Genomic DNA, 18318 nt, shown 5'->3' on the forward strand with positions numbered 1-18318 from the left:
AATAATATATACTTTATTTGTTTGTTGTATTGAAGAAATGTTAAAAACTTTGTTAATTAATTGTGTAATGTTTAAAAAACTATAGAAAAAAATTAATAGATTAGTATTATTAATCAAATTATTAAATCATTAATTATGAAAAAATTATTTTTTTTAGCTGCTTTTGCAGTATTCGGATTATCAACGATGAATGCACAAGATTCTGACAACGGATCATCTGCTTTATCAGAAGGATCGTGGTTAATTGAAGCTAACACAGGATTTGGAGCTAGTGATTTTGGTCATACAGCTAACACGGGATTTGGCTTAGTGTCTATAGATGACACTACTATTTGGTCTATTGGAGCAGAAGCTGGTTATTTTGTAATGGATGACTTAGCTGTAAAGTTAGGTTTAGGTTACAATGATTTTGATGGAGCATCATCATTTAGCTACAAGTTAGGAGCTAAATACTACATTGAAAGTATGATTCCTGTTCAATTGGATGTAACGGGTGCTTCAGGAGATGATGTTTTTGGAGACGAAACTCCATTATGGCTTGGTCTACAAGGAGGTTATGCATGGTTTGTAGCAGATAATATCTCTATTGAACCAGGATTAAGGTATAATTTATCTTTAAATGAAGACTTTACAGATGAAGGTATTTTAGAATTCAGAATTGGATTTGCATTACACTTCTAATCAATTAGATAATAATAGGTTAAAAACCGAAGCAATCGCTTCGGTTTTTTTATTTATATAACCAAGTATATTTTGACATATTTTTAAATTAGAATCATAACTAATTAAGTATTAGGTTTGTAGGAAAATTTGTAAATTTTTAACTGTTTTTTTCTTGTTTGATAGGTTAACCTAGTTTAATTTTGCCGCCTCAAATCAATAAATGAAAATTTAAATTATGAAAAAATTATTATTCGCAGCTGCATTAGTAGCATTTGGATTTACAGCTAACGCTCAAGAAGAACAAACTTTCGGATTTGCAGAAGGTGATGTTATTGTAGAAGGAAACTTAGGTTTTAATTCAGAAAATGATAAGAATACAGAAATCGAAACTTCTGCATTTGAGTTTAACCCAAAAGTTGGTTACTTTTTATCTGATGACTTAGCTGTTGGTGTTCAATTAATGTTAGATACAGACAAAGAAACTGATGGAATGGCAGATACTGAAATTAAAACTACTACTTTAGGTGCTGGTGTATTTGCTCGTTACTATTTCTTAGATTTAGGAAAGCGTTTTAAAACTTATGGTGAGTTTGGTGTAGGTTTTGATTCTGCTAAAACAGAAGTAGAAGTTCCTGGTGTTGATGTTGATGATTTCAAAACTAACGGAATTGGAGCTGGTTTAGGTTTAGGTTTAAACTACTTCGTAAAAGAAAATATTGCAATTAACTTTGCTTTAACTGATGTTTTATCTTTCAGATCTGATAAAGCAGATGTTGATGATGCAGAAGCAGTAACTTCTTTTAACGGTAACTTAAACGTATTTAACAACTTCTTCCAAACTGCTCAGTTTGGTTTAACTTGGAAGTTCTAATTATAAGAAATTATAATAACAAAATATTAAACCGAAGCCAAGTGCTTCGGTTTTTTTATGCGCTTATTTTTGTATTTTTACTTTATGAAAAAACTAATTATCATTAATGGACCTAATTTAAACTTATTAGGTAAAAGAGAACCTAATGTTTATGGTAACTTATCTTTTACAGAGTTTTTAGATACAATTAAAAATAAGTATTCTAATGTTTCTTTAGAACATTTTCAGTCTAATGTAGAAGGAGAGATTATAAATAAAATACAAGACGTAGGTTTTGACTATGATGGTATTATTTTAAATGCAGCAGCTTATACACATACTTCTGTTGGTATTGGCGATGCAGTAAAAGCCATACAAACTCCAGTTGTAGAAGTGCATATTTCTAACACATTTGGAAGAGAAGAGTTTAGACATCACTCTTTTATTTCGCCTAATGCAAAAGGTGTTATTTTAGGATTTGGTTTGCAAAGTTATGAACTAGCAATACAAAGTTTTCTTTAGTTTGTTTTAACGCTTTTTTAGTATAATTTCTAAACAAATATTAAATATTTAAAGCAAATCTACTCTCTATATTAAAAACAGTTAAAAACGATGCTTTTGCTGTTAAACCATGTTAATAAAGCATCTGAATAATTAAGGTCTTCGTAATTTCATTGTATAAACCAAAAAAAATGAATACAATGAAAAAATTAATTTTAAGTACTGCCGTATTATTATCTAGCTTAACTTTTATGAATGCGCAGTCAGATTCAAAAGCTGTTCAATTAGGTGTAAAAGGAGGCGTTAACTCTTCAACAATTAGCGGAGATGATGTTGGTGATTTATCGTCAAGAACAAGTTTTAATGCAGGTTTAGTAGCCGAAATTCCTATTTCTGAACGTGTTTCTTTTCAACCAGAGGTTTTTTATTCAGGTCAAGGATTTGATATTCAAGAAGTAGATCAAGACAATGTTTTTGATACCGATGATAATATAGAATATCAATTAGATTATGTTCAAGTACCTTTATTATTAAAAGTTTATTTAGTAGAAGGATTGTCTGTAGAAGCTGGACCGCAATTTGGTTTTAAGGTAAACGAAGAAATTGATTATCAACCAAACGATAACGCAGGAGATATAGATATTGAAGATAGTAATGTAAAAGACTTTGATACTAGTGTTGCTTTAGGTGCTGCATATAAATTTAATAATGGCTTTTTTATAAGCGGTCGTTATAACTTTGGTGTCACAGATATATTTGAAGACGGTACTGTTTTTGAAAACGTAGATGCTAAAAACGAGGTATGGCAATTTGGTGTAGGATTTATGTTTTAATACATTATCAATCATATTAAATAAAAAAGGTTCCAGAATTTCTAGAACCTTTTTTATTAAAAATAGTTTTTCAATTTTATAAGTGAATCACTTCATCATAAGCATCTGCAACAGCTTCCATAACCGCTTCACTCATTGTTGGGTGAGGATGTACTGCTTTTAATACTTCATGTCCTGTAGTTTCTAACTTTCTACCTAAAACAGCTTCTGCAATCATATCCGTTACGCCAGCACCAATCATGTGGCAACCTAACCATTCTCCATATTTAGCGTCAAAGATAACTTTTACAAAACCTTCTTTGTTTCCTCCAGCACTTGCTTTACCAGATGCAGAAAAAGGGAATTTTCCTACTTTAATGTCAATACCTTTATCTTTAGCTTGTTGTTCTGTCAAACCAACACTAGCTATTTCTGGAGAACAATAAGTACAACCTGGTATATTACCATAGTCTAATTTTTCTACATGTTGTCCAGCAATTTTTTCAACACATAAAATACCTTCGGCAGAAGCAACGTGTGCTAATGCTTGACCAGGAGTTACATCTCCAATAGCATAGTAACCAGGTATGTTAGTTTGGTAATAATCATTAACTAATATTTTGTCTCTATCTACAGCAATACCAACATCTTCTAAACCAATATTTTCAATGTTAGTTTTAATACCAACAGCACTTAATACTACATCTGCTTCAATAACTTCTTCTCCTTTTTTAGTTTTAACTGTAGCTTTAACACCATCACCAGATGTGTCTACGCTTACAACTTCAGAAGAAGTTTTAATTTTAATACCGTTTTTCTTAAAAGAACGTTCTAATTGCTTAGATACTTCTTCATCTTCAACCGGTACAATTCTATCCATGTATTCAACAATAGTTACTTCTGTACCCATTGAGTTGTATACGTAAGCAAACTCAACACCAATAGCTCCAGAACCTACAACTATCATTTTTTTAGGTTGCTTTTTTAGTGTCATAGCTTCTCTGTAACCAATTACTTTTTCACCATCTTGTGGTAAGTTTGGTAACTCACGACTACGCGCACCAGTTGCAATTACAATATGATCTGCACTATATTCTTTTCCGTCAACTTCAACTTTTTTACCAGGTTTAAGTTTTCCAAAGCCATTAATAACGTCAATTTTATTTTTTTTCATTAAAAATTTCACTCCGTTACTCATGCCTTCAGCAACACCACGACTACGTTTAACAACTGCATCAAAATCAGCTTCAGCTTCTTTTACCTTTAATCCATAATCTTCTGCATGCTTTAAGTATTCAAACACTTGCGCGCTTTTTATTAATGCTTTAGTTGGGATACATCCCCAATTTAAACATACACCACCTAAGCTTTCTTTTTCTACTACTGCAGTTTTAAAACCTAATTGAGAGGCTCTAATTGCTGTAACGTATCCACCTGGTCCACTTCCAAGAACTATAATATCGTATTTACTCATTATAAAAAGTTTTGTCGTTTTTTAGAAGCTACGAATTTACGAAATCGTATTTGAATAAAGAATTTTACAACCTCAAAAATTATAACTTTTACTACCTTTGTAATAAGTTTATATCTATGAATATTCCAAAATCTAGTTTTCCGCGAGTTGTAATTATTGGAGGCGGATTTGCTGGTGTAGCATTAGCAAAGAAATTATCTAAAAAAGAATTACAAGTTGTGTTGTTAGACAAACACAACTATCATAATTTTCAACCACTTCTTTATCAGGTGTCTACAGGAGGATTAGAACCTGATTCTATTGCGTATCCAATAAGAAAAATATTAAAAGACTTTCCTAACTTTTATTTTAGGTTAGCTGATGTCTCAGAAATTGATACTGAAAAATGTAAAGTAATTAGCAATATTGGAAGCTTAAAATTTGATTATCTAGTAGTTGCTTCTGGTTCTAAAACTAACTTTTTCGGAAATAAATCTATTGAAGATAATAGTATGGAAATGAAAACCATACCTCAATCTTTAAACTTAAGAAGCTTAATTCTTGAAAATTTTGAAGACGCACTATTAACTTCAAATTTACATGAAAGAAATGCTTTAATGAATTTTGTAATTGTAGGAGCAGGACCAACAGGTGTAGAGCTTGCAGGTGCTTTAGCAGAAATAAAAAAAGGGATTTTACCTAAAGATTATCCAGATTTAGACACCAGAACTGTACAGATTAATTTAGTACAATCAGGAGATAGAATATTAAAAGAAATGAGCGAAAAAGCTTCTAAAAAAGCAGAAGATTTTCTTGAAGATTTAGGTGTGCATGTTTGGAAAAACGTTAGAGTTACTGGTTATGATGGTAATGTGGTTACTACAAACAGTGATTTAACTTTTGAAGCAGAAACGGTTATTTGGGCTGCAGGAGTTAAAGGTGCTGCAATTAATGGTATTGATGGAGAAGAATTATTGTCTAAAAGTAATAGAATACAGGTTAACGAGTTTAATCAAGTAAAAGGTTTTAATAATATTTTTGCTATTGGAGATGTTGCCCAAATGACAACAGATCAAACACCTTATGGACATCCAATGATGGCGCAACCAGCCATACAACAAGGCAAACACTTAGGTGATAATTTATTGCGTTTAATAGAAAACAAGCCTCTAAAACCTTTTAAGTATAAAGATAAAGGAAGTATGGCAACTGTTGGTCGTAACAAAGCAGTTGTTGATTTACCAAAATTTAAATTCCAAGGTGTTTTTGCTTGGTTTGTTTGGATGTTTGTTCACCTATTTTTCTTAATAGGTTTTAGAAACCGACTTGTTGTATTTATAAATTGGGTTTATAATTATGTTAGGTTTGATCGTGAAGCACGTTTAATCATAAGACCTTACAAGAATAAGTTTAAACCGTAAAATTTAGATTAATTTTCAGGGACAAAGTCTAACGCTACACCATTAATACAATGTCTTTTTCCAGTAGTATCTTTAGGTCCATCATTAAAAACATGACCTAAGTGACCACCACAAGTCGCGCAATGTTCTTCGGTTCTTGCATATCCTAAGTCATAATCAGTGCTAAAGGCAACATTACCTTTAATTTCTTGATCAAAACTTGGCCAACCTGTACCAGAATCAAATTTGTTTTCACTTTTAAATAAAGGTGTATTACAAGCAGCACAATAAAATGTACCTGATCTGTATTCATTATTTAAAGGACTTGAAAACGCACGTTCTGTTCCGGCTTCTCTTAAAACATAGTATTCCATATCTGTAAGTTCTGCTTTCCATTGTGAATCGGTTTTACTTACCGAAAAAGATTCTTTTTCGTCTTTGTCTTGACCTTTAGATTTACAACTAAACATTAAGGTAACAACAAGTAGTAGAGCTATTTTTTTCATAATCATAGTTTTTATTAAAGATAAGTCGTTTAAATTATTAAGACATTACAAAGCTTCATTTTAGCAGATTTTTATGACTTTTAATCGAAAACATTAAGACGATACTAACATAGCTTAAAGTGATTTTTGTGAAAGATTTTGTACATTAGATTGAATTTAAAATTTCAACTATGAAAATTAATAAAATAATTGCTTCACTTACATTTTTAGTATTAATGGCAGTTTCTTGTGCTACAAATCCTTTTACAGGAAAAAAGACATTAGCATTAATACCAAACTCTCAATTGTTTCCTACTTCTTTTGCTCAGTATAATCAAGTACTTTCTGAAGGTAAAGTTGTTACAGGAACACAACAGTCTGAAATGATTAAACGTGTAGGACAACGTATTGCTGTTGCTGCAGAACGTTGGTTAAATGCTAACGGAAAACCAGGATATTTAAATGATTATAAATGGGAATATAATTTAATACAAGAAGATGTGGTTAATGCTTGGTGTATGCCAGGAGGTAAAATTGCATTTTATACAGGAATTTTACCAGTTGCAGAAAATGAAACAGCTATAGCAGTAATTATGGGTCACGAAGTGGCGCACGCATTAGCAAATCACGGTCAACAACGTATGAGTGCTGGTATGTTACAACAAGTAGGAGCTGTTGCAGGTAATGTTGCTATAAAAGATGAACAAACAAGAAATGCTTTTAACCAATATTATGGAGTAGGATCTCAAGTAGGATTAATGCTACCTTTTAGTAGAAGTCATGAAACTGAAGCAGACCGTATAGGGTTATATTTAACAGCAATAGCTGGTTATAATCCTGAGGAAGGAGCAGAGTTATGGAAGCGTATGGCGCAAGCGAGTGGAGGACAAGCACCACCAGAAATATTAAGTACGCATCCAGCTAATGAATCAAGAATAGATAACTTAACAGCATTAGCGCCTCAAGCAAAAGCTGAAGCTAAAAAATTTGGTGTGTCTAGTTTTAGACCTTTAGGAAAATACTAATTGAGAATTAAAAATATTTAATTACTTTCGGAGCTGTTCTTTTTAAGAGCAGCTTTTTTTTTAAAAGCATAACCTAACTAAAAATCAAATGGAAAACCTTCAAAAAGGAAGTAAAAAACTACTTAATGCTTGGGCATTTTATGATTGGGCAAATTCGGTTTATACTTTAACAATAGCTTCATCTATATTTCCAATATTTTATTCGGCATTATTTATAAATCAAACCCACAAAGTTGTAAATGCTTTTGGATTTGAGTTTAAAAGCACTGCGTTAATTACTTTTATTACAGCTTTTACTTTTTTGGTTGTTGCTTTTACATCTCCAATTTTATCTGGAATAGCAGATTATGTTGGTAATAAAAAAAACTTTCTTAAGTTTTTCTGCTATGTAGGTGGATTAGGCTGTATAGGATTGTATTTTTTTAGTTTAGATCATATTTACATTAGTCTTCTGTTCTATTTTATGGGATTAATTGGTTATTGGGGAAGTTTGGTGTTTTATAATTCTTATTTACCAGACATTGCTTTTCCTGAACAACAAGATAGCATAAGTGCTAAAGGATTTAGTTTAGGTTATATAGGCAGTGTTATATTGCTGATAATCAATTTAATAATGGTTATGACTGCAGAAGATGGTCAAAAAATGGATATGATGCGCTATTCTTTTGTCATGGTTGGAATCTGGTGGATTGGTTTTAGTCAGTATAGCTTTTATTGGTTACCAAAAGGAACATCTAAAGGTCATAAAGTAACCAAAGAAGTTGTTTTAGACGGTTTTAACGAGTTGAAAGTGGTCTGGAAAGCGTTACAAGAGAATATTTTACTAAAAAAATATTTGCAATCCTTTTTTGTGTTTAGTATGGCTGTGCAAACCATTATGTTGGTAGCTGTTTATTTTGGTGAAGAAGAAATAAATTGGGGAAGTGATGATGCTAAAACTATGGGATTAATAGTTAGTATTTTAATAATACAGCTTATAGCTATTGTTGGCGCTGTACTAACGTCTAAAGCGTCATCAAAATTCGGGAACATAAAAACATTAATAGCTGTTAACTTTATATGGATGAGTTTGTGTTTTTATGCTTATTTTATGGAAACTCCAATACAATTTTATATCGCAGCCAGTTGTGTAGGTTTTGTTATGGGTGGTATCCAAAGTTTAGCACGATCTACTTATTCTAAATTCTTACCAGAAACAAAAGATACCACATCATACTTTAGCTTTTTTGATGTTGCCGAAAAAATTGGAATAGTCATAGGTATGGGTATTTATGGCACAATAGATCAAGTAACAGGTAGTATGCGTAATTCAATTTTATTCTTATTTATATTCTTTTTAATAGGTATTATATTACTTTTTAGGGTGTTAAAACAACAAAAACTAGAATAATTTTTTATGTTTGTATAACAATCAACTAATTTTTATAATGAAAAAATCACTTTTACCTTTCCTGTCACTATTTATTTTATTGTCTGCTTTTACTTGTGAAAATGAACCTTTGGATTATGACCAAGAGTCTATTAATAGTATAAATAATAGCAATAACAGTTCTAATAATACAGATTTAGTAGGAACTTGGGATCTTGTTAGTTTTGATGTAGATATGCTAAATTCTGCTACTCTTCCTTCCGGAGATATGATAACAGAAATATTAGTAAGTTCTACTTCAACAGATTATCAGGTTACTTTTACTGAAACTGAATTTACTACAACAGGTAGTTATAGTTATGATACATTTATTGAGGCTGGAGGAATTTCTCAACAAGATAATCTAACATTAACAGATGTTACAGGATCAGGATCTTACACAACAGACGGTAATGAGATTACTACAGAAGGTGCTTTTTTTGATTTTTCATTTGAAGGTGTAGATCAATCTGCTTTTGAGGATAATCAAACTAGCAATTATAGCATTAGTGCAGATGGGCAAACGCTAACATTTTCTCAAAATCAAACAACATTGCAGTCTAATAACGGATTTGAAACAGAAATAGATATTGTAGCAGAATCTATATGGCAAAAAGTAAATTAGTAATATATAAGAAACATAAAAAAGCCACTATTTAAATAGTGGCTTTTTTATTTATACTAACTATAGTTTTTAATTACTAATATCACCAGAACCAGTTACTTTTTTTGATACTTTTTCTGGATTGCCTTTATATTCTATATCTCCAGATCCTGTGACTCTTGCTTCAATCTCTTTATTGGCAACAACAACGATATCTCCAGATCCTGTTACTTTAGCTTCTGTGTAATTTGCGCTTAAATTTCCTCCATCAAAATCTCCAGATCCTGTTACAGACACTTCTAATTTTTCTGTTTTTCCGGATAGGTTAATATCTCCAGAACCAGTTACAACTACTTCGGTGTCATTTGCATTGATATCTAATGTAATATCTCCAGAACCAGAAAGACGTGTTTCAAAATTACTTGATTTTATTGTAGTATTACAAGTAACATCTCCAGAACCAGATAGTGTTACTTTGTTAATATCTGTAAAAGGTATAGTAATTTTTATTCCTTTATTGCTAGTAGGCTTAAGGTTAATATTGTTTTTTATTTTTATTATTAAGCTGTTTCCTTCAGATTCTGTAATGATATAATCTAATAAGTTGCTTTCTCCTTCTAGGGTTATTTTACCTTCTTTACCTTTAACTAATTCAAAATCCATCCAACCTGCTAATTTTACGTTGTCATAGCTAGATGTTGTTCTGGTAATGGTAGTAACATCTCCGTTACCTCTTATTTTTTCGTTTCCCCATTGGGCACAAGCTGTATTAAAGCTAACTAGCGCAATTGCTAATAATAATGTGATTTTTAAAGATTTCATTGTATATGGTTTTATGATTAATGTTATTATTTATTATCGAAAGATACGCTTCCGTAGTCTGATTTTATAGTAATTAAATTACCAGAATTTTTAGTGTTTTTATAGCCTTTATAGTATTTGCTAGTAGAGCGTTCGTTTTTCATATTGAATTCAAAACTATCATCATCACCGTTTAATCCACCATAATCTAAGTCAATTTCAAAATCAAAACTGTAATCGTTGTCAATACCTATTTTAATACCTACGTAATCTGAGTCTATAGATACATTACCAGCATTTTTAGTCATTTTTCCAATTTTTATTGAACCGTAATCGGCTTCTATATTGACGTTTTTATAGACATCACCTAAAACAACGGTTAAATAGTCGCCGTTTCCTGAAAAGTTATTGACGTTATTAACACGTAAACTTCCGTAATCACAGTTGTAAGTTACATTTTCTGCAATTTCAACAACAGAATTTGTGTAATCTGCAACAATGTCTAAGTTTTTAGCTTTAGCAACGGTAAACCCGCTATAATCTGCGTTTATTTTTCCGCTTTTTATATATTCAAAATAGCAATTGTTTGTATAGTCAAAAGAGATATTATTATTGTCTGCTAAAAGCTCTTTTGTGGTAATTTTACCGTAATCGCAATTTATATTGGCGTGACCTTGTAATGTTCCAAGAAGGATGCTTCCGTAGTCATTATTTAAATCGACACTGTTAGTAATAGGTAGTTTTACTAGGTAGTTAATTTGAATGTTAACATTGTTGCTGTTGCCCCAATTCCACCAAGATTTGCTTTTAGATTTACCAATTTGTGTTTCTGCAGAGACGTAGTTTGAAGTCGCAGAAAAATTTACATCAATATCATCTAATTTGTCTTGTACTTTGTCCTCGTCATTACCGTTGGTAGTAATGGTGATTTCAAAAACAATTCGGTTTTCGTTCCAAGTAACAACATCAAGGTTGCCATAACGATTATCTATTTTTAACGTAGCGTCTTTAGAGACGTTATATTCTTTTTTTATAGTTTTTTTCTTGGTGTGTTTACCTTTCCAATCATTATCATTATTAGCAAAAATAGCTGCAGGTAAGAGTAGCAGTAATGTTAGTTTATATAGTAGTTTCATAGTTATTTTGTTTAAGTTCTTTTTGGTCTTCAATATATTGTAATGTTGTTTTTAAAATGTCTATTCTGTTTTGAAAGTTGGTGATCATAGCATAAATAACTAATTGATCTTCGCCACTTTCTTGTAAGCTAATTTTAAGGTTGTCGTATTCTTTTTCTAGTTCGTTTAGACGTTTTAAGGCGTCGTTAATAATGGTTTTAGTTTCTTGGGTTTGTTCTGCTTTTAGTTTGTTAACTTCAAAAGCAATAGCATTGGTAAAAAACTGTTGTGTTTCTGCCATTTCTGGTGATACACTAGCTAAATCTTTAGGTTGTTCTTTAGCTTGCACAGCAAAACTTATAGAAATAATTAGTGCAATAGAAGCTGCTATAGCTAATAAAGGTTTCCAGTACGTTTTAGAATCTTTTTGTGCAATAGTTTTGGTGTTTTCTAATGCATTTAATTTTTCTAAAAAACGTGCTTCATGACCGTTTTTTGGTGTCTCTACATCAAATTGTCCTTCTAAGTTTTTAAATAAATGTTCTAAATTATCTTTACTCATAACAATTAATTTAATTGTTCTAATTTTTTTCTTAAACTGTCTTTAGCTCTAGATATCATAGTTCTGCAATTAGCGTAAGTAATATTCATTACATCTCCAATTTCTTCATAATCATAACCTTCAATTAAATTTAGGGTTAAGACCACTTTGTAATTAGATTTTAAAAGATTTAAAGCTTCTAATACTTGTTGCACTTTTATGTTTGTTATTTCAACAGTTGTATCAATACCTTGATGGTCTTCAACTTTATAAAGCACATCATCTAAAGCGACATCGTGTTGCTTATTATTTTTATTATAAGCTTGTATGCTGTTATTAATTACAATACGCTTTAACCAGCCACCAAAGGTCTTTTTATCTTTTAAACTATCTAATTTTGAAAATGCCGTGATAAATGATTCTTGCATAATATCTTCAGCTTCAAAACTGTCATTTACAATTCTGTACGACGTGTTGTATAGCCCTTTGTAATACCTGTTGTAAAGCTCCATTTGGGCTTTTTGGTTACCAGATACGCAAAGCATAACAAGTTGTTCAGTATTATGATTAGTTAGTGTCAAAAATGTGATGGTTTATTATAAAGAGTTAATTTAATAATCATTGTTACACTTTCTTTAAAAAATTTTCAAAATTCTTTTCAATTTTAAAGTTTCAACTTTTTAAAAGGAATAAAGAAGTGGCACGTTAATTGAAATTTATATAATGTTATTGTATTCTAATTTAACATTAATAGCTAGTATATCAATGTTTTATAGGATTTGAATAATTCAATTTAAAACTATAAAAGTCGAAACCATTACTTTTTAATGACATTTTGACTTAAAACATACTTATGAAGAAATCTAATTTTATATCACTTGACAGTTTGTCATTACAAGATTTTGATGAAAACTCAGAATTAATTCCATTGATGACTCCTGAAGACGAAGAAAAAATTAATAAAGAAGAATTACCAGAAAGTTTACCAATACTTTCTTTGCGTAATACAGTACTTTTTCCAGGTGTAGTTATCCCAATTACAGCAGGAAGAGACAAGTCTATCAAACTTATAAACGACGCTAATAAAGGCGGAAAAGTAATAGGTGTAGTTGCACAAAAAGACGAAGATGTAGAAGATCCAAAAGTTACCGATATCCATCAAACAGGTACTGTAGCTCGTATTTTAAAAGTGCTTAAAATGCCTGATGGGAATACAACCGTGATTATTCAAGGTAAAAAGCGTTTTGCGATAGACCAAGTTCTAACCGAAGATCCTTATATTAAAGCAACAGTAAAAGAAGTAGCACAAGCTACACCAGCTGTTAAAAACGAAGAATTTAATGCAATTATTGAAAGCATTAAGGATTTAGCAGTTCAAATTATAAAGGATAGTCCAAATATTCCTACTGAAGCGACTTTTGCTATAAAAAATATAGAAAGCGAATCGTTTTTAATCAATTTTGTGTCTTCAAATATGAATTTATCTGTTGAAGAAAAGCAAAAACTATTAGAGATAAACGATTTAAAAGATCGCGCTTTAGAGACGTTACGTTATATGAATATCGAGCTTCAAAAACTAGAGTTAAAAAACGATATTCAATCAAAAGTACAAAGCGATTTAAATCAGCAACAACGTGAGTATTTCTTAAATCAGCAATTAAAAACCATTCAAGAAGAACTTGGAGGCGGAAATGCTGAAGAAATAGAAGAAATGAAAACTCGTGCTAAATCTAAAAATTGGGACGAAAAAGTAGCAAAGCATTTTGAAAAGGAATTATCAAAAATGCAACGCATGAATCCGCAGGTTGCAGAGTATTCTATTCAACGTAACTATTTAGACCTATTTTTAGATTTACCTTGGAACGAGTTTAGCAAGGATAAATTCGATTTAAAACGCGCACAAAAAATATTAGATCGTGACCATTATGGCTTAGACGATGTAAAAAAACGAATTATAGAGCATTTAGCAGTTTTAAAGTTGCGAAATGACATGAAATCGCCAATCATCTGTCTTTACGGTCCTCCAGGAGTTGGTAAAACATCTTTAGGAAAATCTATTGCAGAAGCTTTAGGTAGAGAATACGTGCGTATGAGTTTAGGAGGATTACGTGACGAGGCAGAAATCAGAGGTCACCGTAAAACTTATATTGGTGCAATGCCAGGTCGTATTATTCAAAGTCTTAAAAAAGCAGGAACATCAAATCCTGTATTTGTTTTAGACGAAATTGATAAACTATCAAATTCGCATCAAGGCGATCCATCTTCAGCATTGTTAGAAGTTTTGGATCCAGAACAAAATAGCGAGTTTCATGATAACTTTTTAGAAATGGGTTACGACCTATCAAAAGTAATGTTTATAGCTACTTCAAATAGTTTAAATACCATTCAGCCAGCTTTAAGAGATCGTATGGAAATTATTAACGTTACTGGTTATACTATTGAAGAAAAAGTTGAAATAGCAAAACGACACTTGCTACCTAAACAGTTAAAAGAACACGGTTTAACAGATAAAGATTTAAAAATTGGTAAGCCGCAATTAGAAAAAATTGTTGAAGGTTACACACGCGAATCTGGTGTACGTGGTCTAGAAAAACAAATAGCAAAAATGGTGCGTCACGCAGCAAAAAATATTGCTATGGAAGAAGAGTATAATATTAAGGTAACTAATGAAGATGTTATAGATGTACTAGGCGGACCAAAATTAGAACGTGATAAATACGAAAACAACAATGTTGCTGGTGTTGTTACAGGATTAGCGTGGACACGAGTTGGTGGTGATATATTATTTATAGAATCTATCTTATCTAAAGGAAAAGGCGCTATGACCATTACAGGTAACCTTGGTAAAGTCATGAAAGAATCGGCAACAATTGCTATGGAATATATTAAAGCAAATGCTGAAACTTTAGGAATAAACTCTGATGTGTTCAATAATTATAATGTTCATATTCATGTTCCTGAAGGCGCAACACCAAAAGACGGACCAAGCGCAGGTGTTACGATGTTAACATCTTTAGTGTCTTTATTTACTCAAAAGAAAGTAAAAAAGAGCATCGCAATGACAGGAGAAATTACACTTAGAGGAAAAGTGTTACCAGTTGGTGGTATTAAAGAAAAAATCTTAGCAGCAAAACGTGCTAGAATTAAAGAGATTTTATTATGCGAAGATAACAGGCGAGATATAGAAGAAATTAAACCTGAATATCTAAAAGGGCTTACATTTCATTACGTAACAGACATGAAAGACGTAATAGACATAGCAATAACAAATCAAAAAGTTAAAAACGCAAAATCATTATAATTTCAAATTTTAAAAAAGCTACCATAAACAGGTAGCTTTTTTTATTGTTGTAATATTTAAAATACTAATAGATATTTTTAAATAAAATTAAGCTAAAAAATAAATTATCTATAACTACGTTTTAAAAGAGATTTATTTACTTTGCAACCTTATGTTTAAAAAAGTTGTCCTGTTTACTGCTTGCCTTTTTAGCACGTATTGCTTTTCGCAATTAGGTGGACAATCTACTTACCAATTTTTAAATTTAATTGCATCACCACGTCAAGCAGCGCTTGGAGGTAAAGTGTTAACCAATGTAGATTACGATGTAACACAAGCACTTTACAACCCATCAACTATTAATGTAAATATGGATAATCAATTTGCACTTAATTACAGCAGTTATTTAGGTGGTATTAATTATGGTACAGCAGCATACGCTTACACATGGGATAGACGTACACAAACTTTTCATGCAGGTGTAACATATATTAATTATGGAGATTTTGATGGTTATGATGAGCAAGGTAATCCCACAGGAACATTTACAGGTAGCGAAGCCGCATTATCTTTAGGTTATGCTTTACAAATAGGGTATAGTGATTTTTATTTTGGAGGAAATTTAAAATTTATAACCTCTCGTTTAGAACAATATAATTCATTTGGTATAGCTACAGATTTAGGCTTACTTTATATAGATGAAGATTTAGAATTTCAAGCAACACTTGTTGTTAGAAATTTAGGAACACAAATTACGACCTACGCAGGTTTACAAGAGTCTTTACCATTAGAAGTAAATATTGGCTTAAGTCAAACGTTAGAAAACATCCCGTTACGTTGGCACCTTACTTTTGAAAATCTTCAAGAGTGGCCAATCGGTGTTTCTAATCCAGCAAGAGCAACTACAGATTTAGAAGGTAACCAAACGCAAGAAAATGTAGGCTTTTTTAATAATGTACTAAGACACACAATTATTGGTGCAGAGTTATTTCCTGATAAAGGTTTTAATATTCGTTTAGGCTATAATTTTAGAAGAGCAGAAGAGCTTCGTGTTGTTGATCAGCGTAACTTTTCCGGTTTATCTGCTGGTTTTGCAGTAAAAATTAACAAGCTTCGTTTTAGTTATACACATGCTAAATATACAGCAGCTACAGATGCTAACTTTTTTGGTTTGCATATTGATTTACAGTAGTGTTTAATTGTCTTCTTTTTTTGGATTATACATTACAATTATTTGTATTACGATAGCAAGAAATATTAATAAGTAAATTTCTATTTGTGTAAATAATTCAACCGAGTCTATAGCTTTTTTACTAATTGACATTTGTTTACTTCCTTCTAAAAGTTGAATTTTAGATAGATCCTCTAAATTCTTTTTAATCTTGGCTATTTGTTTAAACATGTCTTCTTTGCTAGAAAAGTTAGAAGTAACATATTTAGATTCTGTATTATTTAGTTGTTGTAAGTTTTCTTTTAGGTTACTAAAAGTTTTACTTTCTTCTTTAGTAAGTTTGGTAGCTTCAAATTTAGAAATAAGGTTTTCTATATTTTTATTTTCTTCTTTATTAGAAACTTTAAAAAAAGTAGAATCTGATAATGCAACTGCAACTTCTTTTTTATGTATAGAATTTGAAAACTCTAAAATTAAGTTTTTAGCAACAAGTCTATCTTCGTAAATAGACACGACTGAATCTTTTACGCGCACAAAATTGTTTCTGTCAATAAGATTTGTGGTTACGATTAAAACAAAAACCATTAAAATACCAAGGGTCCATTTTATTTTATTGAAAAAAGTCATAAGTTTTAATATTTAAGGATAAATATAATTTAAATTAAGGAAGTGCGCGTTATTTCTTATTCAGTTTAACAATTAAGCAAAGATGTTTAAATAAAACATAATCTTTTTTAATCAATTTTAATCCCTATTTTTGAAGCCTAAAAGTTAAAACGTGCAAAAAATAACAATCGCTATAGACGGATTTTCTTCAACAGGAAAAAGTACAGTAGCAAAACAATTGGCAAAACACTTAGGTTATATATATGTAGACTCTGGCGCTATGTACAGAGCTGTAACGTTGTATACTATGCAAAATGGATGGATTGACAAAGATCATTTTGATGTTGTCGCTTTAGTATCAAACTTAAGTAACGTAGAAATTAGTTTTAAGTTTAATCCAAATCTAGGTTTTGCAGAAGTATATTTAAATGGAAAAAATGTTGAAAAACAAATACGCACACTTGAAGTATCAAGCTATGTAAGTAAAGTAGCAGCAATACCAGAAGTACGTTACCAATTAGTAAAACAACAACATCAAATGGGTAAAGATAAAGGTGTTGTTATGGATGGTCGTGATATTGGAACCGTAGTTTTTCCTAATGCAGAACTTAAATTATTTATGACTGCATCTGCCGAAACTAGAGCACAAAGGCGTTATGACGAATTAATAGAAAGAGGTGATAATATAACGTATGAAGATGTGCTTAAAAATGTTAGAGAGCGTGATTATATAGACTCTAATAGAGAAAATTCGCCTTTAGTTAAAGCAGAAGACGCTATAGAAATCGATAATTCTAATTTAACTTTAGATCAACAATTTGAAAAGATTTTAAACTTGGTAAATACCAGATTAGATAATTTAAATTAGAATTTCTATCATAAAAAAAGCGAACCAGTAGGTTCGCTTTTTTAATTTTTAGTTATAAATCCTATAAATTAGGAATCTTAAGTTCTTGATCTGGAAAAATCACATCTGGATTTTTTAGGATGTCTTTGTTAGCTTCAAAAATAGCGGTGTATTTACCTGCATTACCATAATAATGTTTAGCTATTTTACCTAAAGTATCACCACTTTTTACAGTATGTTTTGCGTATACGCTTTCATCTGCAACTGTAATGTTAGCCTTGATGTCTGTTGGCGCTTCTTCGCCAGCAACAGCTTTAATTTCGTCCCAAATTAAGTTTTTTTCGTATTGCGTAGCTGCAGTACCTTTTACTTTTAATATTCCGTCCTCAACCCAAACATCTCCGTTTTGGATATTTAACTTTTCTCCTAAATCTAATACGCTTTGATATTTTTCTTTAACTGCCATATAAATAGTTTTAATTGTTAATTCTTAAATAAAGATATGAAATATAACAATAGTTCTTTTAAACAAAAGGTTAAGTAAATTTACTGTATCGACTAAGTGTTTAAAATCACCGATTAAAAGCGTTGTTTTATTATTGTTTACACAAATTTAAAGTGTGTTGATAATCAGTTAATTAATTTTTAAAAAAATTAGGCAAAATGGCTAAAATGTAGTATTTTTGCACTCCTTTTAGCGAGAATTGGATTTTTAAAAGGAAATTAAGAAAAATAAATTTAACGCTTCTGTAGGTA

At 30.9% G+C, this 18318-nt stretch carries 19 protein-coding genes; 11 read left to right on the top strand and 8 right to left on the bottom strand.

Annotated elements, in window-relative coordinates; translation table 11 throughout:
• The first annotated feature begins 135 nt into the window (after positions 1-135).
• From FHS04_RS12215 to FHS04_RS12230, 4 genes are all read left to right on the top strand, one after another.
• Complete coding sequence (locus tag FHS04_RS12215) at positions 136-681, top strand: hypothetical protein (RefSeq protein WP_106678366.1); 546 nt, start codon at positions 136-138, stop codon at positions 679-681.
• A 217-nt stretch (positions 682-898) separates the two neighbouring features.
• Positions 899-1534 carry an outer membrane beta-barrel protein gene (locus FHS04_RS12220; RefSeq protein WP_106678363.1) on the top strand — a complete coding sequence of 212 codons (636 nt, stop codon included), beginning with the start codon at positions 899-901 and terminating at the stop codon, positions 1532-1534.
• 84 nt (positions 1535-1618) lie between these two features.
• Positions 1619-2035 (top strand): type II 3-dehydroquinate dehydratase, encoded by a 417-nt coding sequence (aroQ, locus tag FHS04_RS12225; RefSeq protein WP_027879943.1) that lies wholly within the window; start codon positions 1619-1621, stop codon positions 2033-2035.
• Positions 2036-2214: 179 nt separating this feature from the next.
• Positions 2215-2847: a porin family protein gene (locus FHS04_RS12230; protein WP_106678746.1), complete on the top strand. Its 633-nt coding sequence runs from the start codon at positions 2215-2217 to the stop codon at positions 2845-2847.
• A 76-nt stretch (positions 2848-2923) separates the two neighbouring features.
• Here FHS04_RS12230 and lpdA read toward each other — a convergent pair whose 3' ends face one another.
• The gene (gene lpdA, locus FHS04_RS12235; protein ID WP_036227262.1) at positions 2924-4300 is read right to left on the bottom strand and encodes a dihydrolipoyl dehydrogenase; all 1377 of its coding nucleotides are present in this window, start codon (positions 4298-4300) and stop codon (positions 2924-2926) included.
• A 116-nt stretch (positions 4301-4416) separates the two neighbouring features.
• Between lpdA and FHS04_RS12240 the strand changes: the two genes are divergently transcribed.
• The gene (locus FHS04_RS12240) at positions 4417-5700 is read left to right on the top strand and encodes an NAD(P)/FAD-dependent oxidoreductase (RefSeq protein ID WP_106678361.1); all 1284 of its coding nucleotides are present in this window, start codon (positions 4417-4419) and stop codon (positions 5698-5700) included.
• 8 nt (positions 5701-5708) lie between these two features.
• Here the strand turns inward: FHS04_RS12240 and msrB are convergent, their stop codons facing one another.
• Positions 5709-6185, bottom strand: coding sequence for a peptide-methionine (R)-S-oxide reductase MsrB (gene msrB / locus FHS04_RS12245; RefSeq protein ID WP_106678359.1), 477 nt, complete (start codon positions 6183-6185; stop codon positions 5709-5711).
• Positions 6186-6355: 170 nt separating this feature from the next.
• Here msrB and FHS04_RS12250 point away from each other — a divergent pair, with 170 nt between their 5' ends.
• The 3 genes from FHS04_RS12250 (at position 6356) to FHS04_RS12260 (ending at position 9222) form a co-directional block, all read left to right on the top strand.
• The gene (locus FHS04_RS12250) at positions 6356-7189 is read left to right on the top strand and encodes a M48 family metallopeptidase (RefSeq protein ID WP_027879948.1); all 834 of its coding nucleotides are present in this window, start codon (positions 6356-6358) and stop codon (positions 7187-7189) included.
• An 88-nt stretch (positions 7190-7277) separates the two neighbouring features.
• Entirely contained in the window at positions 7278-8579 is a 1302-nt protein-coding gene (locus FHS04_RS12255) for an MFS transporter (protein ID WP_106678357.1), read from the top strand.
• A gap of 37 nt (positions 8580-8616) precedes the next feature.
• On the top strand, positions 8617-9222 hold the full coding sequence (locus tag FHS04_RS12260; protein ID WP_106678355.1) for a hypothetical protein: 606 nt from the start codon (positions 8617-8619) through the stop codon (positions 9220-9222).
• Positions 9223-9291: 69 nt separating this feature from the next.
• Here the strand turns inward: FHS04_RS12260 and FHS04_RS12265 are convergent, their stop codons facing one another.
• Genes FHS04_RS12265 through FHS04_RS12280 form a run of 4 tightly spaced genes read right to left on the bottom strand, consistent with a single transcriptional unit; the run spans position 9292 to position 12239 of the window.
• Entirely contained in the window at positions 9292-10023 is a 732-nt protein-coding gene (locus FHS04_RS12265) for a head GIN domain-containing protein (protein ID WP_106678353.1), read from the bottom strand.
• 26 nt (positions 10024-10049) lie between these two features.
• Entirely contained in the window at positions 10050-11138 is a 1089-nt protein-coding gene (locus FHS04_RS12270; RefSeq protein ID WP_106678351.1) for a hypothetical protein, read from the bottom strand.
• Complete coding sequence (locus tag FHS04_RS12275; RefSeq protein ID WP_106678349.1) at positions 11122-11679, bottom strand: hypothetical protein; 558 nt, start codon at positions 11677-11679, stop codon at positions 11122-11124. The genes FHS04_RS12270 and FHS04_RS12275 overlap by 17 nt, the downstream gene beginning before the upstream one ends.
• Positions 11680-11684: 5 nt before the next feature.
• Positions 11685-12239, bottom strand: coding sequence for an RNA polymerase sigma factor (locus FHS04_RS12280; RefSeq protein ID WP_106678347.1), 555 nt, complete (start codon positions 12237-12239; stop codon positions 11685-11687).
• A 272-nt stretch (positions 12240-12511) separates the two neighbouring features.
• On the opposite strand from FHS04_RS12280, the gene lon reads away from it, so the two are divergent.
• A complete protein-coding gene (gene lon / locus FHS04_RS12285; protein WP_106678345.1) occupies positions 12512-14959 on the top strand; it encodes an endopeptidase La in 2448 nt (815 codons plus the stop codon).
• Between the two features lie 151 nt (positions 14960-15110).
• On the top strand, positions 15111-16130 hold the full coding sequence (porQ, locus tag FHS04_RS12290; protein ID WP_106678342.1) for a type IX secretion system protein PorQ: 1020 nt from the start codon (positions 15111-15113) through the stop codon (positions 16128-16130).
• Positions 16131-16133: 3 nt separating this feature from the next.
• On the opposite strand, the gene FHS04_RS12295 is transcribed toward porQ, so the two are convergent.
• Positions 16134-16736 (bottom strand): MCP four helix bundle domain-containing protein, encoded by a 603-nt coding sequence (locus FHS04_RS12295; RefSeq protein WP_027879957.1) that lies wholly within the window; start codon positions 16734-16736, stop codon positions 16134-16136.
• A gap of 151 nt (positions 16737-16887) precedes the next feature.
• Between FHS04_RS12295 and cmk the strand changes: the two genes are divergently transcribed.
• Positions 16888-17583 (top strand): (d)CMP kinase, encoded by a 696-nt coding sequence (gene cmk, locus FHS04_RS12300; protein ID WP_106678340.1) that lies wholly within the window; start codon positions 16888-16890, stop codon positions 17581-17583.
• A gap of 61 nt (positions 17584-17644) precedes the next feature.
• Here cmk and FHS04_RS12305 read toward each other — a convergent pair whose 3' ends face one another.
• Positions 17645-18028, bottom strand: coding sequence for a LysM peptidoglycan-binding domain-containing protein (locus FHS04_RS12305; RefSeq protein ID WP_106678338.1), 384 nt, complete (start codon positions 18026-18028; stop codon positions 17645-17647).
• Between the last annotated feature and the right edge of the window lie 290 nt (positions 18029-18318).

Source organism: Mesoflavibacter zeaxanthinifaciens subsp. sabulilitoris, assembly GCF_014191595.1.
GTDB lineage: Bacteria > Bacteroidota > Bacteroidia > Flavobacteriales > Flavobacteriaceae > Mesoflavibacter > Mesoflavibacter zeaxanthinifaciens.